Below are 24,956 nucleotides of genomic sequence, written 5' to 3'. Positions count from 1 at the left end.
AATTTTAAAAATGAAAACAAAAATTTTAATTGTTCTAGCACTTCTTGCTTTTGGAAGCAACGTTACAACTCAGGCTCAAAAATTAAAAAAATTCGGTAGCTCTGTAGAAAAGAAAATAGGACCAAAAACCATCAAAGTACCATATACAGACGTTGTTTCTTATTTAGGATACGCAGCACCAGGAAATGAGGATGAAGTAAAAGATGGAAAGAAATTTTACTATATCTATGTATGGATTCCTGCTGTAGCTCCAGAACTAGGAGTAAGAATGATGTCTCCTGTTGGAAAAACAAAAGTAAAAGGGGCTACTTCTTCTCAGGCTTACCAGGATAATGCAGGTTCTAAAGACTATTTTGATACGTATGTTACTTTAGAAAGATCAGATATTATCAGTAAGGATAACATCAGCGAAGATGCTGTAAAAAGTGCGAACTGGGTAACGTTAGAACGTAATGATGATAGTAGTGAAATGCCAAAGCAACCAAGCGGAAGCAGCTACAACTCTTTATTAAGATATAAAAGTCAAGCTAGCGATCCATTAAAAGCACTTACTGTAGGGCTATACAGAATTGGTTTTACAACGTATAAGACTGGAGAAGTAAAAGGAACTTTTCTAGCGCAGGTAGCTGCCCCCATCAAGTTACCTGGTGTAGTGATGGCGAAAACAATTGCTGATCTAAAGAAGGGGTTATAATACCATTTGGAATATGATCAATTGATCCTACTAGCCCTTATGTTTTACTTGGTAACATAAGGGCTATACATTTTAATTCACTTCAAAAAAGTAGAGATGCAAAAAAAGAACAACAAAAAATCCAAAGAAGAAAGAAGTCTATTGGATGATATCCTTGCTAATGCCGTCTCTTCCACCAAAAAGTACGAAGAAACAGACGCTGGTCTTGAAACCAAAAAATGTAAAAGCTGTGGAGCGGCAAGACCTGAGGACACAGATCTTCAATATTGTGATTTCTGTGGGAATCCATTCTATTAATTCTTAATCCAAATAGTATAATGTCTTTTAGTGATACCCAACATCGATGGGATAGTTTTCTCAAAAAAATTGAAGAACGGTTTCTAGAAATACTCAAAAAAACCGAAGCTGTCTTGCCCATGTTATTTGAAGCAACAGATTTCGAAACAACTACTTTCAGTAATGCATGGCAAGGAATTTATTCCCAAGCAACCGAACTTATTTACAAAATCGATGATACCTGGCAGGATAAAGTTGAAGATGCATTTTTAGATGTCGGTGTGGATTTTGGCTCGACAGTTTTTAATAAAGAACGGGACAAAGGCTTTTCTCTTAGGTTCGAATTAGAACAACAATTAAAATCATACGAAGTAAAAGTTTTTTCGGAAGCCGCAAAAACACTACTAGAAGAAGTTAAAGACATTTTATCCAAAGATTTTTGTTGTACACAATGCCAAGCCAAACTTCCTGTAAAAGATAATTTTTTTAGATCCTATTATAGCATCTGTTCCTATTGTCAAACTGTAAATACATTCGAACCGGGAACAAAAGCTAGAAACATTGAACATTTTGCAGTTCACGCCTTAGGAGAAGAAGCTGGCTTAACACATTATCTGCACTATGAGTATTTAAAATTTCAAAATTATCTAAGAGACTCAGAGGTCCATAACAAAGAAGAGTTAGCGATGCATTATCAAAAATATGTAGAAGCTTACCTAAAAAGGCGCATAGAAATTATTCCTGATTATAAAGACAGATACGAGAAAGACCTGAAAGCCAAAACAGCTTTTTTAACGAATTACCAGTAATCCATAAAAGAAAAAAGATATGTCAAATTCATTTAGTAATCAACTTCGTTCGGTAATCGAATGGCATCACCCAAAGCCAGAAACTCTTTTTGAAAAATGGACCGAAAATGGGGACGAAATTAAGAACGCATCAAAACTCATTGTAGGTCCGGGACAAGGATGTCTTTTTGTATACGAAGGAGAAGTAAAAGGCTTTTTTGAAAAAGAAGGTCTTTATGATCTTAAAACAGGTAATATTCCATTTTGGACTACGATCAAAAGCATTATGTATAAATTTGAGTCTGCTCACAAAGTCGGTATCTTCTTTTACCGTAAAGCAGAAATGCAAAATATACGATGGGGAACTCCTTCACCAATAACCTATAAAGATCCTGTTTATAATTTCCCTGTAGGACTAGGCGCCTTTGGGAACTTTTCTTTCCGGATCACGAAACCTGTGAACTTTTTTACAAATGTCATTGCTGGAGATGATTATTACCCCGTCAAAGCGATACAAAAAGTAATACTTTCCAGAATTACACAGCCTATTAGTGATTTTCTCGCCAATGCATCTTTCAGCTATATAGAAATTGACAAACATCGTAATGAAATAGCATCTTTCTCAAAGAATTCCTGTATTCAGATTTTTGATGATTTGGGATTCGAATTACTTGACTTTAGAATAGAAGGTACCAGTTTTGACGAAGAAACCAGGACAAGAATTGGTAGAATCGCAGATATGAGCGCCGAAGCTCAAGCGATGAAAGAACTTGGTGTTAGTTATCAGGATTACCAACAACTCGAAGCCTTAAAAAATATGGCAAAAAATGAAGGAGGTGGTAACCTTGGTATGCAAATGGGAGCCGGACTCGGAATGGGTCAAATGCTAGGTAACATGATGAACAATCAAACCAATCAAGGGCAAACTTCCTCGCCTCAACAAAATTCCTCTAACCAAAATACTTCTTCAGAAGATGATCTTATGCAAAAACTTGAAAAGCTAAAGAAAATGTTTGATGCAGGATTAATCGATGAGCAAGAGTACAAACAGAAAAAACAGGAAATATTATCTCAATTATAAAAACAAAAATCAATCATTAAAAATTAAATATTATGAGTACAGTGAATGAATTATACCAAAATGTAACTGGAAAAAACAAAGACGAATATCGAGATTATTTAATGGTACTAGACCGTATGGACTGGCATGACTATGATTATACCACATGGCCATGCGCAGATTTGTCTTTTCAGGATCTTGATGCAGACGAGAATCATGATGTTTGGCCATACAAACCCGACTTAAGTGAGCCACATTGGGTAGATCTCAACAACCAATTTCCAATTGGTATTAGAAGATATGGATATGTACAAAAATTTGAAATGCCGGAGCAAGTTCGTGAACTTTCTCATGATGATGCTACGAGTATTCTTAATGAAATTAAAGACATTAAAGATGATAATCTGGAAGAGTTTAACGATCAAATTCAAGAATACGGATTCTCTAATGAACAACATTTTTTGTGGGGAATAGCCTTACTCGATGATGCTCAGGAAAAAGCCTATGATGCGGCTGATGACTTTTTAAAGGAACAGAAAGCGAAATTAGACGCCCAAATGGATTCGCATATCGAAGCCGCAGAAGCCGGAGGGTTATTGGACCCTATTTCTGGAATTGATATGGAAACCTGGGCAGCAGCCAATGCTAAAATTGCTGGAGGTATGGATCTTGAAGAAGTTTTACAAATTGTTGGAACCGAAAAACCCATTTGGGATGAAGTATCTGCAGAGTGGAATACGAGAATGTCTCAAGACACTACATTTGCTATATCTAAAGTATACGGAGATGCTTTTGTAAATTCGAATATAGGAAAGTTTGCCTCTCAAGAAACTAATCAGGAATCTGAAGCCAATACTACTAGCAGTGGTAATAGTTTGACTAATGTTATGGAAGATTTTGAGCTTTACATAAAAATTATGTGTCATCAAAATATGGGGGCTGCACAAGGAAAAGATGCCGCTTCTATTTTACAGGAGTATGGGCTTACAGTAACAGACTGGGGTTCTGTTGGAGCTCATTGGAGTCCCAAAATGGCAACGGATACTCGTATGGCATTAAAAATGGGAGAACTTATGGAAAAATACAATGCCGAGTTTGCAGGAGCCAAAGCTGGGGACGATATCGATTTCTAAAAGAACTATTGTTGTTGTATAGATGACTCGAAATTTATCTGATTTTATAAAAACACTACAATTTAACAAGATAAAATCGGGTCATCTTGTTTTTTAATTGATAATAATATGTTAACCAACAAATGGTATTATTACCTATATAAAAACTCATATTTGTCTATATGTAGTATTGTTAATTACTTATATCATATAAGTGTGTCTAACCAATTATCAATAAACATAACTAAATCAACTATTATGAAAACAAAAATCTTAATTTTATTAAGTGCATTTGCCCTAGTTTTTTCTACAGCAGCTCAAGCTCAAAAACTAAAAAAGTTTGGAGGTCTAACTGAAAAGAAGATCGGTCCAAAAACCATCAAAGTACCTTATACTGATGTGGTATCTTATTTAGGATATGCAGCTCCTGGTAATGAAGACGAGGTAAAAGAGGGGAAAAAATTCTATTATATCTATGTTTGGATTCCTGCTGTGGCTCCAGAACTTGGAGTTAGAATGATGTCTCCTGTAGGTAAAACCAAAATCAAAGGAGCTACTGAAGCTGCTGCATATACAGAAAACGCAGGATCTAGCGATTACTTTGATACTTACATTACTTTAGAACGTTCTGATATTGTAAGCAAAGATAAAATTAGCGAAGATGCTGTAAAAGCGGCCAACTGGACTACATTAGCTAAGAATGACGACAGTAGTGAAATGCCAAAACAACCAAGCGGAAGTAGTTATAACTCTCTTTTAAGATACAAAAGTGAAGCTAGCGATCCTTTAAAAGCATTAACTGTTGGTTTATACAGAATCGGATTTACTACTTACAAAACTGGTGAAGTAAAAGGTACATTCTTGGCACAAGTTGCAGCTCCAATTAAATTACCTGGAGTAGTAATGGCAAAAACTATCGAAGACTTAAAAAAAGGATTATAAGCATCCGAATTAACGAATAAAAGACACACTTCCAAATTATTCCTATGCCTTGTACTAGGCATGGGAATTTTTGTATTATAACATAGCTTTCATCTTCTCAACAATATTATAGGCTGCAGGACAAATCGCTACGTTCTTTAAGGTCAAATTCGAGATCTGCTGAAATTTCTTACGGTCGGTATGAGGATATTCTCTGCAAGCCTTTGGTCGTACCTCATAAATCGAACAATAATTATCTGCACCCAAGAACGTACAGGGTACTTCTTGCAATACCAAATCTCCATCTTCATCTCTTCTTAGATACGTTTCTTCAAACTTTTGCGGTTTCATTCTAAAAAACTTGGCAATACGCTCCACATCTCTGTCTGTAAACAAAGGGCCCGTAGTCTTACAGCAATTAGCACATTCTAAACAATCGGTACGCTCAAACTCTTCATCATGTAACACCTGCATCGTTTCATCCAACTTCTTGGGTGGTTTTTTTTTGAGTTTTGCAAAGAACTTTTTGTTTTCGTTATGTTTATCTTTGGCCAGTTTTGGTAATTGATCTATGAATTCTTGCATAAAGCAAAATTACAATTTACCTTTTATCCTATACTATTATGAGCAAAGATATCTTTGGAGCAGCGATTAGAGATTACTATGATCAGAATTATTCTGAAGATATCACCGTGCACGCTCCGGGTTTTGATGATGATTATATTCCTGTTCCCTATTTGTTTAGAACGTATCCCAATATGCCCAAAATAGAACAAGTGGCATTGGATCTTGCCTATGGTAAAGTATTGGATGTGGGATGTGGAGCAGGTAGCCATAGTCTTTACCTTCAGGAAGAAAAAAAACTAGATGTTACAGCTATCGATATTTCTGAAGGGGCCATTGAAATTGCTCAAAAAAGAGGGTTACAACAAGCAAAGGTTCAGGATATCTTCACATTAAAAGGCAAAACCTACGACACACTACTTTTTTTGATGAATGGAAGTGGCATCATTGGTCGTTTGGATCAGATCGATCGCTTTTTTGTTCACCTCAAAACACTTCTGACTCCTAACGGACAAGTGCTCATCGACTCTTCTGACATTTCCTATTTATTTACTGATGAAGATGGTGGTTTTTGGGTAGATCCTACAGCAGCTTACTATGGTGAGATGCGTTACAAGATGACCTACAAAGCATTAACTACAGACTGGTTTGATTGGTTATACATTGATTATAACACCTTACAAAATGCTGCAAATGCACATGGCTTTTTGTGCGAATTGTTAGTCGAAGGGGAAAATAACGACTATTTAGCCAAGTTTACCTTATTGAACACCTAACATGGTATAGTCTTTGTGGCGATTTATGTTTTTGTCACATGATCTGGATTATAGCGTTTTTTAAAGCATAATCTATATCCATCATCTAGGTAACCAAAGTATTAACTAAAACTAAGTCTCGTGCAAATCACAAAGCTTTTAGCATATCTATTATTTTCTTCTTTTATTTTAATTAGTTGTTCTGATGATGATGACAATACCTCTCTAGAAACTGCTGCGATACCTGCTAGCAACCAGCAACCTTTGGGTAGCTCTGCTAATGATTTATTGAGTAGTACCAACTTTAATAGTTTGACTGTAGAAATGGTTTCTGTACAAGGTTTTGAACCTACGACTACCGCTGTTAACGCTTTTAGACAGTTTCTGGAAAAACGACTATTTAAGCCTGATGGTATTGTAATTAATCAGCGTTCTGTACCTTCTTCAAATCAAGCTCCTTTTACTATACAAGAAATTGCGGCTATCGAGGCCAACACAAGATCTATATTTAATGCAGGTGATGAGATTACGGTATACGTGTATTTTGCCGATGGTGGAAACGAAGAAGACAGCAACCAACAAGTGACTTTGGGATCTGCTTATCGCAATACATCTATGGTTATTTATGAAGGAACATTGAGACAGTTGAGTACTCGCCCAGGTGCTCCTTTGTTAAGTAGTATAGAAACGGCTACACTGAATCATGAATTTGCACACCTTATGGGACTGGTCAATATCGGGACTCCTTTACAATCTGCTCATGAAGATGCGGAAAATAGTGGTCATTGCAATGTAGAGAGTTGCTTGATGGAAGCTGCTATCGAATTTGGCAGTGGTATGATGGGATTGGGAGATGAGATACCCGTACTTGATCCACTTTGCATTGCCGATCTAAGAGCTAATGGAGGTCGATAATACATAGACATTCAATATCTAAATACATCATATAAAACAAAAAGCTAGAAACATTTGGTTGTTTCTAGCTTTTTGTTGCTGCAAATGGGGCTCCTCCTATTTGCTATACACTTCTTCTCCGTCGAGATAAGTTGCCTTTACTTCTATATTGGGTATTTTATCTTCTTCAACTTCCATAATATTCTCTTCAAGAATTACAAAATCAGCAAATTTACCTTTGGTAATACTTCCCTTTTCATTTTCCTCAAAATTACTGTATGCTGCCCACAATGTCATTCCTTTTAGGGTTTCTTCTCTGGTAAGTGCATCTTCCTTCTGAAACCCACCTTCGGGATATTGTTTTAGATCTTTTCTGGCCACCGCAGCATAAAAGGTATAGAACGGACTCACATTTTCTACCGGGTAATCTGTTCCTAGGGCGATCGTTCCCGTTTTTTCCAGTAGTTTCTTATACGCATACGCTCCTTTGATACGTTCTTCTCCCAAGCGCTCGTCTGCCCAATACATATCGCTTGTTGCATGAGTAGGTTGCACACTCATCACCAGGTTATTGTTTAGTATCTCAAATTCTTCTGGAGCTACCACTTGGGCATGCTCGACTCTCCATCTGCGATCGGATTTTCCTTTTAGCGCATGATAATACGTTTTCATCACCACTGCATTGGCAGAGTCTCCGATGGCATGGGTATTCATCTGGAAAGGAGAGTCTGCTAATCTTTTAGCCAAAGCTTTAAAATCTTCCACTCCAATAACCATTGCTCCATGATGATCATGCTTATCACTATAGGGTTGTTTCAAGACAGCTCCTCTGGATCCCAAAGCACCATCTGCATACACCTTGAAAGAGGACACATTCAACCGATTTGTTTTATGAACTCCATTTTTCAGGTAGTAATCTACATATTCTGGCACATTACTAACCATAGTATACATTCTGATCTTTAATTCTCCTGCTTTTTGCAGACTATCGATGATCCCAATCACCTTTGGACTTAACCCCGCATCATCTACTGTAGTTAATCCAAATCCGAAGTTAATCTTTTCGGCATCTTTTAAGGCTTGCACTTGTTCTTCAACTGTAGGTTTTGGCACAATCTTATCAACCATTTTCATTGGGGTATCTACTAGTACTCCAGTAGGTTTCCCATCTTTTAAAATTACTTCTCCTCCAGGTACCTTTGTCGCTTCAGTTATCCCAGCCATATCCAATGCTTTTTGATTGACCAGCATCGCATGTCCATCTACTCTACGCACAGCAACTGGTGTGTCTGGGAAAAGACTGTCTAATTTTTCTTTGGTAGGAAACTCTTGTACTTCCCAATCATTTTGGTCCCATCCACGACCTGTGATGAAGGAAACATTTTTTTGTTTTTGAAATGATACTATGCGATCCAAAACCTCATCGTAACTTTTGGTGCCTACCAAATCCACTTTCTGCTGTTGCATCCCTAGTCCATAAAAATGACAATGCGCATCAATAAGACCAGGAAGGATAGTTTTTCCTGCAGCATCTACGGTTTTGATGGATGTATAAGTATTCAGAATTTCCTCAGTACTACCAACAGCTACAAATTTACCATCTTTGATCGCAAAGGCTTGGGCTTTGCCAGCACTTTCGTCTACTGTATATACATTTGCATTAGTAACTACCAAGTCCACCTCTATCGGTTGTTGACAAGAAATGAAGAGTAAGGTACTAACACCTAAAAAAAGAATCTTTTTCATAATTGAGTTGAGTTGTGATTTTCAAGGCTAAAAATAGGGATAAGCAATAATTGACATCGTTAAGGTTTTCTTAATTAAGTCTATCGCTTACTTAATGTATTAATGATAAATCTGATTGTACCACACATCTCTTTAAACAAATCACAATTAATTATTAAATAATAAAAATTGGTCCAATGATATATGGATATAGGGTATCTTATTATTGATTTTCAGCTCAAAACTCTACCAATACCATAATGATGAATCATCGCACACCTCATCAATTCAAAAAGTAAACTCATGAAAAATTTAGCGCTGCTTTTCTTTTCCCTATGTCTAAGTTTTACCCTACATGCACAGCAGTTTTTAAATGCGGAAAAATCTGATCCTAATACCTTAAAATGGATGCAGGGTTTCCCCCCAGAAAAAGGTAAGATTATATCCGCTTCCGATGGTAGTTTTTTTACCTTTCCAGCTTTGAGGTACAGCGTTTGCCATATGCGACAATTTTTACCTACGATCGAAGTTCAGGCTGCGTATAAGAACAGATATAATTTCGATCTTAAGATCGATAACAACATTGATGCTATTGAATTTACTCCTTTGAATAGCAATACACCCATGACATGGGAAGCCTCTCTTTCCAAAAATTATACCGATGGTATGTTGATTCTTCATAAAGGGGTTATTGTCTACGAAAAATATTTCGGCGAACTGAAACCCGATGGCATACATGCAGCAATGTCTGTGAGTAAAACATTTACCGGTACCTTGGGAGCCCTTCTTGTTGCGGAAGGAGTACTAGATGAAAATAAAACGGCCAAAGAATACATCCCAGAACTTAGCAATTCTGCTTTTGGAGATGCTACTATACGGCAAATTCTGGATATGACTACCGCATTGCAATACAGTGAAGACTATGAAGATCCCAAGGCTGAAATCTGGACTTTTACTGCAGCGGGAAACCCCTTATCAAAACCTAAAAATTATACTGGACCAAATAACTATTTTGAGTACTTGACTACCGTTCAAAAAAATGGAGAACATGGAAAAGATTTTGGATATAAAACCATCAATACTGATGCGATGGGTTGGATCATTTCTAGAGTAACCGGAAAAAAATTGAATACATTATTGTCTGAACGTATTTGGCAACCTTTGGGTACTCATTTTGATGGATATTATCAGGTAGACAGTGCTGGAATTCCATTTGCGGGAGGAGGATACAATTGCAATCTAAGAGATGCGGCTATGTTTGGTGAAATGATACGAAATAAAGGGTATTTCAATCATCAACAAATACTACCTGCCTCGGTGGTCGAAGATATCATGAATGGTGGTGATCAAGAAGCCTTTAAAAGGTCTGCATACAATTCCTTAAAAAACTGGAGCTATCGAAATATGTGGTGGATTACCCACAATGAACATGGTGCTTTTGCAGCCAGAGGAGTTCATGGGCAAACCATTTATATAGATCCAAAAGCCGAAATGACAATTGTACGATTTGCCTCATATCCCGAAGCAAAAAATGCAAAAATAGATCCCACTTCCTTACCCGCATATCATTCTGTATCCCAATATTTGATTAATAAGAAATAGACCTCACCAGTATAAATCTCTCCCAATCCGTATAAATACGGTATTAGAAATCAAGTATTTATGGTCTTGTTCGCCTTTCCTTGAGACCATACTTTTGAAACCACAAATTATCTCTATTTGTGGAGCTCAGAAACCACTTAAAAACAACGAGGCGCAATCCGAAAAGCCAAAAGAGTAGGAAGTAAATACTTAAAACCATGGCATGTAGAACAGCAAAAGTACAACGCGTTGCCGACAAAACGGTAAAGGCAAAAGAACAAATCGAGAAATTGGAAGCAATGATTATCGCACAAGAAGGAGCACATAAAGAACGCTTTTTTTCTGAAATTGAAAGTCATTTATCCGATGCACAAATCACAGACCCTCGAGAAATCGACTACAACTCTGCTATCAAAACAGAATATACCAGCCAGTTTAGTTTGGATAAAATCGCAGAAGTAGTTACCTCATCTCTCAAAACAGCTATCAAAGCAATGGATCCGACAGTGGTAAAACCTGCAACTAGTCCGGAAGCCATCGAAGCCTATGTAGATGTAGTCAATACAGTAGCACAGGCTGCTAAATCCTCATCTCAATCGGCCACTAGCCTATCATTTTCTATGAACCGACTATCCCCTGGGGTATTTGCATTTTTATATGCTTCTTCGACCAATATTGAAGACAACGAAACTTTTGGAAACGAAGCAGTAACCACCACAGCCATATACTATCGGGTGATACAAAGTATAGACGACATTAAACATCAGGCAAAATTTGATGCTGCATTGATTAACAAAAGGAATTACCTACATATGAAGACTTTGCAAGCGGCACTTACAGACGAATTGGGAGAAGGTAAAATCGATATCAATACTTGGATGGAACTTGACAGACAATATTCGGAAGCCGTGGCTAGATTAAAAGCCAGGCTTAGCGAAGATCAGTTGAAAGAAGCCCAACAACTACTTGCTGCCAAAAATGGACTAGCATCGGCTATCCCTAACGAACAATTGGTACGCAACGCCATTGAAAAATTATCCAAAATGGGAGCAACTCATGCCGTAGCTTTAGAAAAATCCAAAGAACGTATCGCAAATGCATATTTTTAAATTAATAATGAATATAAAGCTTAGCGGTTACAGTGATAGCTGCTAAGTTTTATGTTTCATTCAGAATAAGTTTTATGTATCTCGACCGCTCCGGGCTCAAACAAATTTCTTCGTGAAACTGAGGCTGTAGTGTTATCTTTAATTGCCCTGGTTTTGTGGTCTGTAATTCTTTTATGGCATCAATATGTACCAAAACTTGTCGGTTCAATCGAATACATATTTTAGGATCCAAAATATGCTGCAATTGATGTAAAGAATAATCCAATACAAAAGACCTACCATCAAAAAGTTGGGCAAAAACCAATTTATCCCTGTAGAAGTATGCAATTTCATTTATAGTAACAGGTATCATATTCTGACCGGACTTCAATAAAAAACGTTCTCTGTATTTCTTTCCATAGTGTCCCCTAACATTTTGTACCAGATCTATACTCTTAATCCCCAATTCATCATCGGGCTGAATGCTGGTTTTAAAAAACTTGTTTAGCGCATTTTCGAGATCATCTTTTACAATAGGTTTTAGTAGATAATCAATTCCTGTAGTTTTAAATGCCTGAATCGCATATTGATCATATGCCGTTACAAAAATGATAGGGACTTCGATTTCTATCTCTTGAAGAATATCAAAAGATAACCCATCCGACAATTGAATATCCATAAAAATCAAATCAGGAGAAGGGTTTGTGGTAAACCAAGATATTGCATCTTCTACAGAAGCTATCGATGTGATTATTCTGATATCACTGGTAATCTGCGCCAGAGTTTTTATAAAATGATCCCTTGCTGCGGTTTCATCTTCTATAAGTACAGCGTTACGCTTCATTGTTCACTTTTTAATAAAGGGATAGATACTTCAAATTCTTCGGTATTCTCAATCACTATGACTTCTTGATTCGAAAGAAAACCATATCGTTTTTTGATGTTGTCCAAACCTGTTCCCGTAGTTTTAGACAAACGTTTGGGGTTCGTATTATTCTTTATGGTAAAATAATCCTCAGAAACTTCAAAACCAATAGTCAAAGGATAATATTCATCTATCCTGTTATGCTTGATTGCATTTTCGACCAATTGCTGCAAAACCAGAGGAGGTACATTTTTTTGTTTGAGCATTTCAACATCCACATCAATATCGATACTTAACGCACTTTTATATCGCAATTCAAGTAATCCCAAATACTGTTTTACCATCTGGTATTCTTGAGATATAGGAATCAATGCTTGATCATTATACTGCAAAATGTAACGATATACCGATGATATATTTTCTAAAAACTGCCGAGCCAGCGTAGTGTTTTCATCGATTAAATAGTATAACGTATTAAAATTATTGAACATAAAATGAGGATCCAATTGATTCTTAAGAATCGCCAAATTTGCTTTTACTATTTCTCTCTTAAATTCTTCATTCTCTAATTGCGATAAGTAATATTGGTTTTTCCAGTTAGACGCAATAAGAATTAAACTGATTATTGCCGAAATAGCTAAACCTATAAAAGCGGCAAAAACCATATGCTGCAGCATAGGAACCTCGCTATGTAAAACAAGATGATCTAACCATTTGTAAAAATAAAACAAGACTGTATATACTGTTGTCCCAAAAACTACACTCCCCAAAAAAATCAAAACATTATTTAATTTTTTAGTCCACACTCTTTGTTGAAATTGAACAATCGATTCAAAACAGAGATATATCAAAAATAGCTTTAATATCAAAAAAACAGGATTAAAACCAGGAGGTTCTCTAAACATGGAACCAATAGCAATAATCCCGAACATTACCACACCAATGGTCACTACAATTGCTAGTTTCCAAACTATAGGTAATCTGGGTGATTGTACAGTCATATCGTCATTTTAGTTATATAAAAATAGCTAATCAATACTAATTCTCAACTTCTTTTAGAGTTATAACAGCACCTATTCCGAGTACTTTTTTTGTCTTCATCAGGAAAATATCTAATCTCACACTCTAAAAACACCTCTTCATATAGCTCTAATCCTTACTCATGGTTTTCTACAAAAAAAGCGATTGGTAAACTCTCTAATTTTGATTCATCAATCAAAAAACACATCTTATGAAGAAAATATGCGTTATTGTATTTAGCCTCTCACTATTATTCCCCATATCTGGTCATACTCAAAACAAAATCAATCTTTTGGATTACAGTTTTGAAATTGACGAGTTGTCTGAAGAAAAATTCATCACCTTTACCAAGAAAGAACTAGAAAACAGTCAATTTGTATTTGTAGGAGAGCAACATGGCATCAAAGAAGTAGGTTCGTTTACGAATTTCCTATTCAACCAAGCACAATCTTATGAGTACAAAACATTATGTATAGAAACCGATGCCATTGCAGCAAAAAAGATCAAGGCAATGGCATCCGCAAAAGCTCCTATTGATAAAGCAAAAAATCTAGATAGGGAGTTTCCATATAGCATACCATTTTACAACAATGAAGATGATTATGACCTATTTACTAATGTTGTAACAAAAGGAGGAGATATCTGGGGAATTGACCAGACTTTTATGGTTCAGTTTCGTTTAAACTTTGATTACTTGAGTCGAACTACCCAGAATAAAGCCTTAAAAAACAAAGTAGAAGAGCTAAAAGAAAAAGCAGACATCGCATACAAACAAGCCGTAGCACAAAAGGACTATACTGCTCCCTACATTTTTCAATACGATAAGACTACTCATGATCATTTATTATCGCTTACCGATGATCCAAATGAAATGGAGATTATCAAGCAACTTTGGAAAACTAAAGAAATCTATGCCTACAATACCATTACCAAAGAGTATTACAAGAATAATAACGAACGAGGGCTATTAATGAAGCAAAACTTTGCCCGTTACTATAAAGAAGCCCAAAAAACAACACCAACGCCTAAGGTAATTTTTAAACTGGGAGCGAATCACGCCGCTAAAGGGCTAACTCGAACCAATATCTACGATATTTCAAATCTAGCCAGCGAACTGGCCATTATCAACAACATGCATTCGGTTCATTTTGTGGTTATGGGCATTACAGGAACGGCTGCCACCGGTAACCCATTTGCTCCTTCATCCTCGGTGCCTTTTGACAATACGAAACAGTTCCCTAAAGAAATACAAGAGCTCATACCTTCCATTACGAAAAAATACTTTGTTTTAAACTTAGCACCCTTGAGAGAACATGCATATTCAAATTTCTCTGAAGGATTCAAAAAGACCATATTTAGGTATGATATATTGGTTTTGATAAAAGATGCAGAAGCCTTTAAAGGGTTTTAACCATCTACACATTATTAATTCAAGATGAAAACTCTTTCTATGTTGATTAGAAAGAGTTTCTTTATTCTTATTGGCAAAAAACTAGTAGCTTTACAAAACAGTTGAGCCAGCTTAAAAATGACAGAATTAAAAGAAAAATATGGGTTTCCCTTATTTACCAAGGAAACCAATCTTGTTTATTTAGGACACGAAAGAAAATTAATCATCTCCGACGTTTGGGCATTTTGGGATTATGTGATTAAGAAGAAAAACATCGATAAAAAGTTTTTGCTTTCTCTATTAGAACAGGCCAAAAACTTCTACAATGCGGCAGAAAGTGCTCCTCTCAATACCAAACCCTTATTGTTTTACTATTCGTTTCTCAATCTATCCAAGATTGTTTTGAATCTGGAACATAATTACGGGCAGCACATTCACTACCTCCATGGTATTAGCGAGCGTAATAACAATTCTTTTCGTCGAAGCGGGGTAACCTTGCAACCTATTGAAAAAGATAAAATCAAGGTGGCTTCAGAATTATATCGATTATTTAATGGAGTTACTATTGACACCAATACCACAATCAACCTGAAGAACCTGTTATCACACTGTGTAGGAATTCATAGAGCCTATAGTGAGATCTATCGCGTTTCAGAATCCTTTTGCAAACTATCCAATGTGTTATATTTTAAAGATGGTAAAGAAATAGGAATCAAAGCCAGAGTGCAATGCGATGGTAGAGATATTACTTCATTAAAAAAACTGGGATATCATATTGAAAAGGAAGAAGGCGTTCCATATTTAATCGAATCACTGAATATTGATAAATACAGCCCTACTCGACAGGATTATTACGCCTTATCCCAACAACTTATACATAAAGGAGTTTGGTATTATGTGGGTGATGATGGGTACAAAATGTATATCTCAAAACAGAAGCAACACCGATACCCTACTGAGATGATTATTTATTGGACCATCTTCTATTTAGGGTCAATCACCCGATATCGCCCTAACTTGTTCAAAGAAATATTTAATGATATGGAGCAATGGTTAATGAGTGAATTTTTAACCACGCAGCCCAAGCAATTTTTGTATTTAACAACAGCCAAAATGCTAGGGCAAAAAGTACTTAAAGCGTACACTAGTTTCTAAACAAAAAAAGGCGCCTGATTTCAAGCGCCTTTATTATTTCATAAGATCTTTCTATTTACTTTTAGCAATCCAGCTATTGATTTTATCCTCTAACAAAGCAAGAGGCACACATCCGGTTTCTAACACTTCATTATGAAACTGGCGGATATCAAACTTATCTCCTAGTTCCTTTTCGGCTTTGGCTCTAAGTTCTCTAATCTTTAATTGTCCTATTTTGTAAGATAAAGCTTGTCCTGGGTTGGCCATATATCGTTCTATTTCAGAAATGATCCCAGCTTCAGACTCAGCCTCATTATCCAAAGAATATTGAATGGCTTGTTCTCTGGTCCACCCTTTTGAATGCAATCCAGTATCCACTACCAAACGGATAGCACGATGCATCTCTGCTCCAAGCATTCCAAAGTACTGATAAGGATCGGTATACAAGCCTAGTTCTTTTCCTAAGGATTCACTATACAATGCCCAACCTTCACCATAACCACTGTACCATAATGTTTTTCTAAATTTTGGTAATTCTTCACTTTCCTGAGTTAAGGAAATTTGATAGTGGTGTCCTGGTATAGCTTCGTGTAAAAACAAAGACTCATCACTATAGGTATTGTATTTGGTCACATCTGGAATCGGAGTATAAAAAATACCAGGTCGTGTACCATCCAGAGAACCTGGATTATATTCTGCACTAGCCGATTTTTCGCGAAAAGCCTCTGTACGACGCACCTCAAAAGGAGTTTTAGGCTTTACATCAAACAACTTTTCTATCTGTGGTTTCATACGATCATGAATCGCATTAAAATTATCGATTACCTGTTGTGGTTCTGTAAAAGGCATTAGTTCCTTTTTGTTACGTACGTGATTAAAAAATGATTTTAAATCACCAGTGTACCCCACCTGCTCTTTTATTTTTTCCATTTCGGATAAAATTCGAGCTACCTCAGACAATCCTAATTCATGAATTTGGTCTGCGGTCATATTGGTAGTAGTGTACAACTTAATTTGATAATCGTAATATTCTTTTCCCCCTGGGATATCAGCAATACCAGAGCTTGCTCTACCCGCATCCAGATACTCGGCACTCATGAACTTATGCAGAGAAGTATACGCAGGAATGATTTTTTCTGAAACCATTTTACTATACGCTTCGGTAAGTTGCTTCTTATCTTCTTCAGAAAATTCCTCGGGAAAATTCTTAACCGGTGCATAAAACAAATGCTTGTCCAGATCATTCACCGTCAATGCTTCCAGTTGCGGAAGCACTTTTACAATCAAAGACTTTGGGAGCACATACCCTTGTTGCATTCCCTCTTTCATTTTTTCTTCTGCAGATTGCATCCATGCCAAATACCCTTCTAAACGCTGTAGCCAATTGTTATAATCTTCTACCGTTTTAAAAGGTTGTGCACTGGCCCCACTGGCCAATTGTCCCGCCATTAGATTAATCGACCACATTTGATCGATAGGAAAATATTCCTTCTTATAGTTAAAAGCATCAAGATTAATATCACATTCCCATTTCAAAATGGCCTTCGTCATTTTTTCACTATCCGAAAGTGATGCATCATCGAACTGAGCCAGTTGTTCTTTGTATTTGGTGTAATATGCTTTTACTTTATTTACGGTTTCGTCGGCTAGCGGATTCGGAAACTGGTCATTAAAACGATTATCTCCTGCAAAAGTAGCTTGCACAGGGTTAAGCACTAAACCTTCTTCGTAGTAATTGTCTAGCATTTCATTAAACGCTTTACTTACATCCGTTTTTGGCGCTGTGGTCTCGGTAACTGTCTTTTCCTTTTTACAAGCACCAATTGTAACTGCCATGAGTGCAATTACCAGTGTTTTTTTGATCATATTTGTTTGTTTTGGTATACTCTATATCCCTAATTATCGATTTACCTCATAAATTTCTTCAGAAGTAAACATTTCTTTTAGTTCTTGTTTTGATAATCCATAGCTAAACTCCCCATAATTCTCCGGTTTATCAATTTTATAAATCCCAGTCTTCTTCTCTATTTCGTAGTCGTTGGGTACTACCTGGATACTATCCGCAGAAACGTTTACTACTTTAAGAGATGAATAATATCCACTTTCAGTTTTATACTCATAGATATCTCCAACTTTTGGAGCACCAATATACTCAAGATTTTTCTTATCATTTTCTTTACTCGAATAAATTCCCCACGCAATTAAAAAAGAAATCAATACCAGCCCCGAGAATTGCCAGATATGTGGCTTTACGTCCATCTTTAGGTTTTTATACTCCCGTTTTATCTCCTCAGGCATTTGTTTGACCTTCATGGTATGCTGACAATGTTGACATTGCGAAGTTCCTGTTTTTCCATATGGAAAAAGTGGTATCCAAAAAATATGGACATGTCTGCTAAAAACACTAATGACAGTGGATCCTTGGGTTTTACAACTTGGGCACACTGCCGTTTTGGATTGTGTAGATCGTAAATGCGCTGCTTTCCATCCGTAAATAATCATATTGAATCGGTTTAGTTAGTTATTAATTTGGAAGAAACGAAAAAGGAGTCCTTCTTTCGTATCCTGCTACAATTGATGTATTCCAAAATTCTTCGGATATCAAGAACTGAACGATTAGTTCGTTCTGATTTACTCCGTTTTTCATTTGATATATTGTGTGTGTCATCACCCTATGAAATATTACCTCTTATTTTATTTTTTATACGAATCCAAGAGGTATGATTATTCAAATATCAGTAAACCTGAACAGGGAAGAAAATAAGAATGACCTAAAACTATGACTTTATATTATGAAAAGAGTTAGAACACCATCACTCTTCTGCACAAGCTTTTAAAACCATAAACAAAGCGTTCGAGAGCGAAAGAGTACAATAGCACATTTATGATCAATCCCCCTAAAATACCATATAAACCATTTACAAAACCACTATATCCCAAACCATTTGTTGGCAAATTAAGTATAGGGTGTAATTTCATCAAAAAAGTTGTGGTCGGTGTAAAAACCAAGGTTTCTTGTTCGTAAGCATTATGAAGTAAACTACAAACCCCAGTGAGAATAAACAACAAAGCAAAAAGAGTAAACCAGGTATTCAAATTGATATTTTTCATCTTACATATAGCGTTACAAGGTTCAAATATTGATAAACCTCAATTAGATACTGCAAGATATCTTGGTTTATCCGCACTTAAAACGCCATAAACAATGAAATTAAAACACCCAAAAACAGGGGTATAGCGTATTGAGAACTCATTTTCAAGCAAGTAGATATCCTGCGTTGTTTCTCAATAGTCTCGAGTATATTGTTCTTTTTCAATAAGCTGAATCGCTTGTTTACCTTTACCGGTTAAGAATTTCGTTTTTAGGGTAACTCGTTCTTTTAACCGTTGAAAGAAAACTACAAAATGAAGATGCGGTCCCGTAGCCCAACCTACATCACCACTGTATCCTATAAATTGTCCTTGTTTGATCTTATCTCCCACTTTTACCACGGATCCATTTTTCTTGATATGAGTATACTCTGCAAAAGTGCCATCGCTATGATATACCAAAATATAATTATTGAACTTGGCACAATCCTGAGTTGTACATCTTTTTTCGTAACTCTGCTGTACCTCTATCACTACCGCATCCCGCGCAGCATGAATCTTGGTACTCATCGGCATTTTGAAGTCCAGAGCATATTCATTTTGGTGAGAAATAGCCCCATTATATCCTTGTGAAAGCCAAAACGTTTTTCCTTTGGCAAAAGGTAGATGATATTCAAAGTCTTTGTCGTAGGTGTTGAGTGTATGATCTCCGTGATTATACGCCGACTCGAATCCTAGTTTTAAAGGTTTTCTTCGTTCTATAACATTAAGCTCGGTAATGATATGCTTTTTAGTTTGGGCAGGTACTACAAAAACCTTATTATTTCCGTTGGAAGAAGTGAGGTTTTCTAACCTGAAGTTCATTTTTGCAGATACCGGACTATACTCGTCGTTATCTGCAAGTATTATAAATCCGCTTTCGGTCTCTTCATAATAGAGTTTGAAGTTTTTTTGAGCTAGTGCAGACAATGAAAATAAGGCAACCAAAAGAAACACAATAATTCTCATAGGACGAAATTTCCTTTAAGATAACAAAAATTATACCTAATCTAGTATTATCCAACTAAGGGACTCTGTACTAGTAGTCAAATTTATACGTGACTCCACCTAAAAACTGTATTCCTTGTACTGGGAAATTTACCCAACGTTCGTAGTTTTCTCCTATCAGATTATTTCCTTTTACAAACAATGATAATCGATCGTTCAATCGATATCCAACATTTACATTAGCATCAAAATAGCTATCTAGTGTAACCGTTGCTAATGGTAAAGTCGGAACCGCGGTTACGGTATTATCGATATCCTGTCGCTCTCCTACATAAAATAGTTGTGCACCCAAAAACCATTGTTTATTGATCTGGTAATCTAATAATACCGAAGCTTCTACTTCAGGTAGATTCCATGCCTCTTGTTCATCCTCTGTATCGTAGTTAAAATAGGTAGCGGATGCTCCTAAGGTAAACTTTTTGTTGATTTCAAACTTAAGTTCTCCATAAGCCGATAAGGTAGTTACATCATCGTATCGATATGAAAATGAATTACCATAATCATATCCTTCTAAAGCAATAAAAGCCCTTGGGTTATGTACAAAAAGTGGTTTTTCATCTTCTGAAAGATAACTTCCTTTAACATTGTAACTAACAACATCAGATATCTTTCCTTTCAATCCAAAATAAGCATCGTATAATCTATTGGTTTGTTCTATAAGTAAGGTAGGCGAAACAAAAGGATTAGCCTGCACTGCATCTCTATAACTATTCTGCTCTAAATCCCCTTCTAGACCTCCATAAGCAATGAGTCCATCGTCTATCACTCTATATGAAGCCGTTATTTTTGGATAAATAAAGAAATCATTATCGCTATTTTCGGTATCAATACTATAAAATACTGCAGCACCCAGATTAACTGTAAGATTATCTTTAAGTATAGCCAGACTAGGATTTACTCCCAGATTAAGAATCCCATACGTATTCGGAAGTTGTAATGCCGGATCAAATTCTCGATCAAAACTACCGGACAGGTAATCTACTATAAAATTGGTATTAATCAGAGAATCTCCTGCTTCAAACTCAAACGAAGGTTTTGCCACTACGTGATGCTCTGTAGAACTTAGTCCATCTCCAAAAAATCGATATTTGAGGGTTGCTTTCTTAAAATACAAATCATCAAACTGTACTTTACCACCTAGTTTTATACCAAAATAATTTTGTTGTGGATCTATAGCCGCTATTTCTTCAGGAGTAAGCACAGGTGTTTCTGGTAATCCATACCAGTTGTACAACTGATGTTCTGCTCCAAACTCTAGTCCATAGGTATAATCTCTGTTTCTCGAGGTATAATTAAGATCCAAAGAGGTATTATAAAATTTATCATCGAGTTCCACGTCTTCGATTCCTCCTTGAGAAGAATTATGATGCAAATACAGTCCTATATTATCAGATCGATTGATTTGAAAATTACTATAAAACTCAGCAAGTACTGAAGTAAAGTTTCCGAAGCCTAAAGTGGCATAATTATCAAATATTTTGATAGGTTTTGGTCGATCTATATTTGCTGCTCTCCCTTTGGCTGGTGTATAGGTAGAAGCTACAGGTACCGAAAAAATACTATATCGAATAGGTTTCTTTTGTTGGGTAACCGAATCATTTAACTCTGGATTCGATTTAATTTTGAATGCATCGCTTATCGTTGGCGTATACGCTTTTACAATAACCACCCTTTCGGTTTCAAGATCTTCCTTTTCTTTCTCTTGCGCTACAACCATAGCACTTATCATAAAAATACAGATAAAAAGAAATACGTTTTTAAAATATGGAATCATAAACTACAAATCGTTTTACAACTAGGATTACTGTTCGGTTTGGATGGATGAATTAGTTTTTGCCTCTTCGGCTTTGATTTTTTTAAGCTCCTCTGTAGCTTCTTCGACCACATCGGGATAATCCGCAAAATTTTTGATTACACTTTCCAGGATATAGGTAGCTTGATAGGCATCTTTAAGTCCATAAAAGTTCTTTGCCATAAGGACCAAACCTTTAGATCCATAAAGTCGATATCCAGGGTAATCTTTCGCTAGTTTTTGGATGGTTATGTTAGAGTTTTTATAATCCGCATTCAAATTTTTAAAATACGCATCATAGTACAGTGATTCTGCTGCAAGTTCTCCCTTTGCTATTTTTTGAACTTCTTTATACGCTTTTTGTGCGCGCACCAAATCATTGGTTTGTAGGGCGGCTCTTGCGGTAAATATTTTTGCATCGCTCTTGACATCATTCTCAATTTTTGGGTTTGCCAATACCTTATCGGCATATTCTATTGTTTTCTGATAATTGAGTAACTGATAGTTAGACTTCATCAAATTAGACTGTGCAAAAACAATATTTTGAGGAAAATCTGCATCCTGTTCTAGTCGTTCTAATACAGGAATGGCTTTTTCGTAGCTTCTATTTTCAAGATGTACCTGTGATAAACGCGCTAAAGCTTGTTCTGTAAACTCAGTTCGATCGCTTTGCAAAACAAATTCGTAATGTGGAATCGAAGCATCTTTATCACCTCTTTTAAAAAGTAACTGTGCCAAGTAGAAATTACTCTTCAACGCATGTATACCGTTAGGAAATTCGTTCAAATATTTTTCAAACCCATTGATGGCTGCACTCTCATTATTTTCCAAAAACTGTTTTTCAGCTGCTTCGTAAGAAGTATTATCCAGGTCAGCATCAGTAACGCTTACAAAACTTAATCCCTTTACCCAAGAAGCATACTCATCGGTTCTGCCCAGGTCTACATAAATCAATCTTGCTGTGTTTACTGCTTGTACTGCTTCTGCGGATCCCGGATAATCGGCCACAACTCTTTTAAATTTAGACAATGCGCTATTACCTTTGTCTCCATTATAAAATACCAGCCCTTGTTTTAACAATGCTTTTGGCACATACGAACTTCTTGGTATTTCTCTAATCAAACGATCATATGCTTGGATACCACGATCAATTTTGTTTTCTGCGATGTACACATCTCCTAGCGCAAACATAGCGTCGTCACGATAGGTAGATCTTGTGTACTGTAGCAAGAACATTTCCAGATCCTTAATCTTTTGATTGTTCTTATTTACAAAACCATAGCTTATTGCCTTTTGATAGTGTGCATAGTCTGCATCAGGACCATTTGCCTTGATTGCTTTATTGTAAGCTTCCATAGCTGGCCAATACTTACTTGAAATAAAATGACTATCTCCTAACCTCAAAAAGGTATCGGTTTGTCGAAGTTCGTCGGCACTATCATTATTCGAATAGGTTTCAAAATGTTTTGCAGCCTGAGGATATTGTTTTAATTTAAAATAGGTGTATCCAAGATTATAATCTAATTGCTCATATTCGGATATCGTAGATCCCCCCGTACTGTTCTCAAACTCCTTAAAACCAATAAGTGCTTCATCAAAATCATTTAATAAATAAGCACTCTCTGCTTTCCAGTAGATCGCTCTGGCTTCAAATTTTGGATCCACGGGTTGCTTTAAAGATTTATCGAAGTAGATGATGGCTTGGTTATAGTCGTTTTCTCCATATAATTCAATAGCTCTATAGAATGCTACCTTCTGATATACCTCTTTATCGGCAAAGTTTCGACTTCCTTCCAGAAGATCCATCGCTTCTTTATAATTCTTGGAAGTGATATAAGAACTTATTAGAAGTTCTTTCATTTCCTCCTCATATTCGGTATTAGGATACTGATCCAAAAAATTAAGCAATACACTAGGAGTACTCTCATAAGAGTTACCAATATCGTAACTTAATTTCCCGTAGTTATACATAGCATCTTCCTTTATCTTGGCATCAAAATCCATTTCGGAAGCATTCTTAAAAGCATTCAAAGCCTGTTGCTTTTGATCTGTATTAAGATATGATTCGGCTAGATGATAATATGCATTCTGAGCGGTAGCATTGCGACCATCGACAATCTTATTGAATTCTGAAATGGCACTTGCATAATCTCCATTTTTATAATAGGCATATCCCAGGTAGTAATAATCTGTATTGTTCCACTTCCCTTTACGACCTCTGTATTCTTTTAAGTATGGAATGGCTTTTTGGTACTCTCCCAAATTAAAATAGCTTTCCCCAATGATTTTGTTTAATTCTGATCTTTCTGAAGGCTTGGATTTTGGAAGTTGCGCTAATCCTTCTCGTATTGCTTCTTCAAAATTACCCGACTTGAAATTCATATCACTCTGAAAGTACGAGAGATTCTTATTGTACTCATTCAAATCTTTTACCTCATCAAACAAGCGATCTGCTTCTTGATAGTTATCTCCTTCATAGGCAATAAATCCCAGGTAATATTTGGCCTTAGCCCCGTACTCTGGTGAATCTTGTACTCTACTTAAGAATTTTTTAGCTTCATTAAATCTTTGAATTTTGAAATAGGCATACCCATTATTAAAATTAAATCTTTCTTTTTCTTTACGACTTAGATTCCCTTCTTCTACTTTTTCATACCATTTTCTTGCATACGCATATTTCCCATTATCAAAATAATAATTCGCAGCATCCAAGTATGCCGAATTACGCTTGATACTAGTGGGATATTTAACTACAAACTCTTCAAGGAGTTGATCTGCATCTCTTTGATTAAGCCATACTGCACAGTTGGCAATATAATAGGTGCAATCGGCATCAATGTTTTCGTCATCCACCATATCTCTGACCTTATCAAAAAGATTTTGGGCAGCAAGAAATTGTCGATTATTATATAATTCAAGTGCTTGATTATAGAGCACCAGCTCATTGGTGTAAATGGCAGACTGTTGTGCAGATGTTAGTGCAGACAGGCCAATCACAAAAAGCATCGAAATGATGTATTTGTTCATCGAATTAGGTATTACAATCAAAAAGGTAAATATCGTTTCCCGCGAATAAATTTTGTGTTAAAGATAGCCTAATCTTCATACTAATAACGAAAGAATTTGGAGATAATTACACTAGGAATCGACAAATATGAAT

The 24,956-nt window shown here is 36.2% G+C and carries 23 protein-coding genes; 12 read left to right on the top strand and 11 right to left on the bottom strand.

The window, feature by feature from the left end; all coding sequences use genetic code 11:
• Positions 1-10 precede the first annotated feature (10 nt).
• The 6 genes from ACXAGJ_RS22500 (at position 11) to ACXAGJ_RS22475 (ending at position 4,872) form a co-directional block, all read left to right on the top strand.
• The gene (locus tag ACXAGJ_RS22500) at positions 11-694 is read left to right on the top strand and encodes a Lipl32 family lipoprotein (protein ID WP_474843147.1); all 684 of its coding nucleotides are present in this window, start codon (positions 11-13) and stop codon (positions 692-694) included.
• Positions 695-790: 96 nt separating this feature from the next.
• A complete protein-coding gene (locus ACXAGJ_RS22495; RefSeq protein WP_474843145.1) occupies positions 791-991 on the top strand; it encodes a hypothetical protein in 201 nt (66 codons plus the stop codon).
• 20 nt (positions 992-1,011) lie between these two features.
• Positions 1,012-1,779 (top strand): hypothetical protein, encoded by a 768-nt coding sequence (locus ACXAGJ_RS22490; protein ID WP_474843143.1) that lies wholly within the window; start codon positions 1,012-1,014, stop codon positions 1,777-1,779.
• Positions 1,780-1,798: 19 nt separating this feature from the next.
• On the top strand, positions 1,799-2,839 hold the full coding sequence (locus ACXAGJ_RS22485) for an SPFH domain-containing protein (protein WP_474843141.1): 1,041 nt from the start codon (positions 1,799-1,801) through the stop codon (positions 2,837-2,839).
• 32 nt (positions 2,840-2,871) lie between these two features.
• Positions 2,872-3,951 (top strand): DUF6620 family protein, encoded by a 1,080-nt coding sequence (locus tag ACXAGJ_RS22480; RefSeq protein WP_474843140.1) that lies wholly within the window; start codon positions 2,872-2,874, stop codon positions 3,949-3,951.
• 237 nt (positions 3,952-4,188) lie between these two features.
• On the top strand, positions 4,189-4,872 hold the full coding sequence (locus tag ACXAGJ_RS22475; protein WP_474843138.1) for a Lipl32 family lipoprotein: 684 nt from the start codon (positions 4,189-4,191) through the stop codon (positions 4,870-4,872).
• A 75-nt stretch (positions 4,873-4,947) separates the two neighbouring features.
• On the opposite strand, the gene ACXAGJ_RS22470 is transcribed toward ACXAGJ_RS22475, so the two are convergent.
• Entirely contained in the window at positions 4,948-5,436 is a 489-nt protein-coding gene (locus ACXAGJ_RS22470; protein ID WP_474843136.1) for a YkgJ family cysteine cluster protein, read from the bottom strand.
• 38 nt (positions 5,437-5,474) lie between these two features.
• On the opposite strand from ACXAGJ_RS22470, the gene ACXAGJ_RS22465 reads away from it, so the two are divergent.
• Positions 5,475-6,191: a class I SAM-dependent methyltransferase gene (locus ACXAGJ_RS22465; protein WP_474843134.1), complete on the top strand. Its 717-nt coding sequence runs from the start codon at positions 5,475-5,477 to the stop codon at positions 6,189-6,191.
• A gap of 120 nt (positions 6,192-6,311) precedes the next feature.
• On the top strand, positions 6,312-7,085 hold the full coding sequence (locus ACXAGJ_RS22460; protein ID WP_474843133.1) for a hypothetical protein: 774 nt from the start codon (positions 6,312-6,314) through the stop codon (positions 7,083-7,085).
• Between the two features lie 96 nt (positions 7,086-7,181).
• On the opposite strand, the gene ACXAGJ_RS22455 is transcribed toward ACXAGJ_RS22460, so the two are convergent.
• Complete coding sequence (locus ACXAGJ_RS22455) at positions 7,182-8,810, bottom strand: amidohydrolase (protein WP_474843131.1); 1,629 nt, start codon at positions 8,808-8,810, stop codon at positions 7,182-7,184.
• 282 nt (positions 8,811-9,092) lie between these two features.
• Here ACXAGJ_RS22455 and ACXAGJ_RS22450 point away from each other — a divergent pair, with 282 nt between their 5' ends.
• Both ACXAGJ_RS22450 and ACXAGJ_RS22445 read left to right on the top strand, forming a co-directional pair.
• Positions 9,093-10,391: a serine hydrolase domain-containing protein gene (locus tag ACXAGJ_RS22450; protein WP_474843129.1), complete on the top strand. Its 1,299-nt coding sequence runs from the start codon at positions 9,093-9,095 to the stop codon at positions 10,389-10,391.
• Positions 10,392-10,588: 197 nt separating this feature from the next.
• Positions 10,589-11,479: a hypothetical protein gene (locus tag ACXAGJ_RS22445; RefSeq protein ID WP_474843128.1), complete on the top strand. Its 891-nt coding sequence runs from the start codon at positions 10,589-10,591 to the stop codon at positions 11,477-11,479.
• Positions 11,480-11,528: 49 nt separating this feature from the next.
• Here ACXAGJ_RS22445 and ACXAGJ_RS22440 read toward each other — a convergent pair whose 3' ends face one another.
• On the bottom strand, positions 11,529-12,302 hold the full coding sequence (locus tag ACXAGJ_RS22440) for a LytR/AlgR family response regulator transcription factor (protein ID WP_474843127.1): 774 nt from the start codon (positions 12,300-12,302) through the stop codon (positions 11,529-11,531).
• A complete protein-coding gene (locus ACXAGJ_RS22435; RefSeq protein WP_474843125.1) occupies positions 12,299-13,324 on the bottom strand; it encodes a sensor histidine kinase in 1,026 nt (341 codons plus the stop codon). The genes ACXAGJ_RS22440 and ACXAGJ_RS22435 overlap by 4 nt, the downstream gene beginning before the upstream one ends.
• A 230-nt stretch (positions 13,325-13,554) precedes the next feature.
• On the opposite strand from ACXAGJ_RS22435, the gene ACXAGJ_RS22430 reads away from it, so the two are divergent.
• Positions 13,555-14,754, top strand: coding sequence for a hypothetical protein (locus ACXAGJ_RS22430; RefSeq protein ID WP_474843123.1), 1,200 nt, complete (start codon positions 13,555-13,557; stop codon positions 14,752-14,754).
• A 117-nt stretch (positions 14,755-14,871) separates the two neighbouring features.
• Entirely contained in the window at positions 14,872-15,888 is a 1,017-nt protein-coding gene (locus ACXAGJ_RS22425) for a YaaC family protein (protein ID WP_474843121.1), read from the top strand.
• 51 nt (positions 15,889-15,939) lie between these two features.
• Here ACXAGJ_RS22425 and ACXAGJ_RS22420 read toward each other — a convergent pair whose 3' ends face one another.
• The 7 genes from ACXAGJ_RS22420 to ACXAGJ_RS22390 all read right to left on the bottom strand — a co-directional run bounded on the left by ACXAGJ_RS22420 (position 15,940) and on the right by ACXAGJ_RS22390 (position 24,823).
• A complete protein-coding gene (locus ACXAGJ_RS22420) occupies positions 15,940-17,733 on the bottom strand; it encodes a DUF885 domain-containing protein (protein WP_474843119.1) in 1,794 nt (597 codons plus the stop codon).
• Between the two features lie 33 nt (positions 17,734-17,766).
• Complete coding sequence (locus tag ACXAGJ_RS22415; RefSeq protein WP_474843117.1) at positions 17,767-18,369, bottom strand: hypothetical protein; 603 nt, start codon at positions 18,367-18,369, stop codon at positions 17,767-17,769.
• A 22-nt stretch (positions 18,370-18,391) separates the two neighbouring features.
• On the bottom strand, positions 18,392-18,514 hold the full coding sequence (locus ACXAGJ_RS22410; RefSeq protein ID WP_474843115.1) for a hypothetical protein: 123 nt from the start codon (positions 18,512-18,514) through the stop codon (positions 18,392-18,394).
• 155 nt (positions 18,515-18,669) lie between these two features.
• Positions 18,670-18,978, bottom strand: coding sequence for a hypothetical protein (locus ACXAGJ_RS22405; protein ID WP_474843113.1), 309 nt, complete (start codon positions 18,976-18,978; stop codon positions 18,670-18,672).
• 174 nt (positions 18,979-19,152) lie between these two features.
• Positions 19,153-19,965, bottom strand: a complete 813-nt coding sequence (locus tag ACXAGJ_RS22400) for a M23 family metallopeptidase (protein ID WP_474843111.1) — start codon at positions 19,963-19,965, stop codon at positions 19,153-19,155.
• Between the two features lie 70 nt (positions 19,966-20,035).
• On the bottom strand, positions 20,036-21,778 hold the full coding sequence (locus tag ACXAGJ_RS22395; RefSeq protein ID WP_474843110.1) for a TonB-dependent receptor: 1,743 nt from the start codon (positions 21,776-21,778) through the stop codon (positions 20,036-20,038).
• Positions 21,779-21,805: 27 nt separating this feature from the next.
• Complete coding sequence (locus ACXAGJ_RS22390; protein WP_474843108.1) at positions 21,806-24,823, bottom strand: tetratricopeptide repeat protein; 3,018 nt, start codon at positions 24,821-24,823, stop codon at positions 21,806-21,808.
• Positions 24,824-24,956: the final 133 nt, after the last annotated feature.

Source organism: Aquimarina sp. AWH4_224 (assembly GCF_056160245.1).
This window is presented reverse-complemented; position numbering and strand designations above follow the sequence as displayed.

Coding starts and splice junctions, on each gene's coding strand:
- ACXAGJ_RS22455 (WP_474843131.1), bottom strand. CDS start 8,810: ATGAAAAAGATTCTTTTTTTAGGTGTTAGTACCTTACTCTTCATTTCT.
- ACXAGJ_RS22435 (WP_474843125.1), bottom strand. CDS start 13,324: ATGACTGTACAATCACCCAGATTACCTATAGTTTGGAAACTAGCAATT.
- ACXAGJ_RS22465 (WP_474843134.1), top strand. CDS start 5,475: ATGAGCAAAGATATCTTTGGAGCAGCGATTAGAGATTACTATGATCAG.
- ACXAGJ_RS22415 (WP_474843117.1), bottom strand. CDS start 18,369: ATGATTATTTACGGATGGAAAGCAGCGCATTTACGATCTACACAATCC.
- ACXAGJ_RS22450 (WP_474843129.1), top strand. CDS start 9,093: ATGAAAAATTTAGCGCTGCTTTTCTTTTCCCTATGTCTAAGTTTTACC.
- ACXAGJ_RS22445 (WP_474843128.1), top strand. CDS start 10,589: ATGGCATGTAGAACAGCAAAAGTACAACGCGTTGCCGACAAAACGGTA.
- ACXAGJ_RS22470 (WP_474843136.1), bottom strand. CDS start 5,436: ATGCAAGAATTCATAGATCAATTACCAAAACTGGCCAAAGATAAACAT.
- ACXAGJ_RS22495 (WP_474843145.1), top strand. CDS start 791: ATGCAAAAAAAGAACAACAAAAAATCCAAAGAAGAAAGAAGTCTATTG.
- ACXAGJ_RS22400 (WP_474843111.1), bottom strand. CDS start 19,965: ATGAGAATTATTGTGTTTCTTTTGGTTGCCTTATTTTCATTGTCTGCA.
- ACXAGJ_RS22485 (WP_474843141.1), top strand. CDS start 1,799: ATGTCAAATTCATTTAGTAATCAACTTCGTTCGGTAATCGAATGGCAT.
- ACXAGJ_RS22410 (WP_474843115.1), bottom strand. CDS start 18,514: ATGAAAAACGGAGTAAATCAGAACGAACTAATCGTTCAGTTCTTGATA.
- ACXAGJ_RS22405 (WP_474843113.1), bottom strand. CDS start 18,978: ATGAAAAATATCAATTTGAATACCTGGTTTACTCTTTTTGCTTTGTTG.
- ACXAGJ_RS22480 (WP_474843140.1), top strand. CDS start 2,872: ATGAGTACAGTGAATGAATTATACCAAAATGTAACTGGAAAAAACAAA.
- ACXAGJ_RS22390 (WP_474843108.1), bottom strand. CDS start 24,823: ATGAACAAATACATCATTTCGATGCTTTTTGTGATTGGCCTGTCTGCA.
- ACXAGJ_RS22440 (WP_474843127.1), bottom strand. CDS start 12,302: ATGAAGCGTAACGCTGTACTTATAGAAGATGAAACCGCAGCAAGGGAT.
- ACXAGJ_RS22490 (WP_474843143.1), top strand. CDS start 1,012: ATGTCTTTTAGTGATACCCAACATCGATGGGATAGTTTTCTCAAAAAA.
- ACXAGJ_RS22395 (WP_474843110.1), bottom strand. CDS start 21,778: ATGATTCCATATTTTAAAAACGTATTTCTTTTTATCTGTATTTTTATG.
- ACXAGJ_RS22430 (WP_474843123.1), top strand. CDS start 13,555: ATGAAGAAAATATGCGTTATTGTATTTAGCCTCTCACTATTATTCCCC.
- ACXAGJ_RS22500 (WP_474843147.1), top strand. CDS start 11: ATGAAAACAAAAATTTTAATTGTTCTAGCACTTCTTGCTTTTGGAAGC.
- ACXAGJ_RS22475 (WP_474843138.1), top strand. CDS start 4,189: ATGAAAACAAAAATCTTAATTTTATTAAGTGCATTTGCCCTAGTTTTT.
- ACXAGJ_RS22425 (WP_474843121.1), top strand. CDS start 14,872: ATGACAGAATTAAAAGAAAAATATGGGTTTCCCTTATTTACCAAGGAA.
- ACXAGJ_RS22420 (WP_474843119.1), bottom strand. CDS start 17,733: ATGATCAAAAAAACACTGGTAATTGCACTCATGGCAGTTACAATTGGT.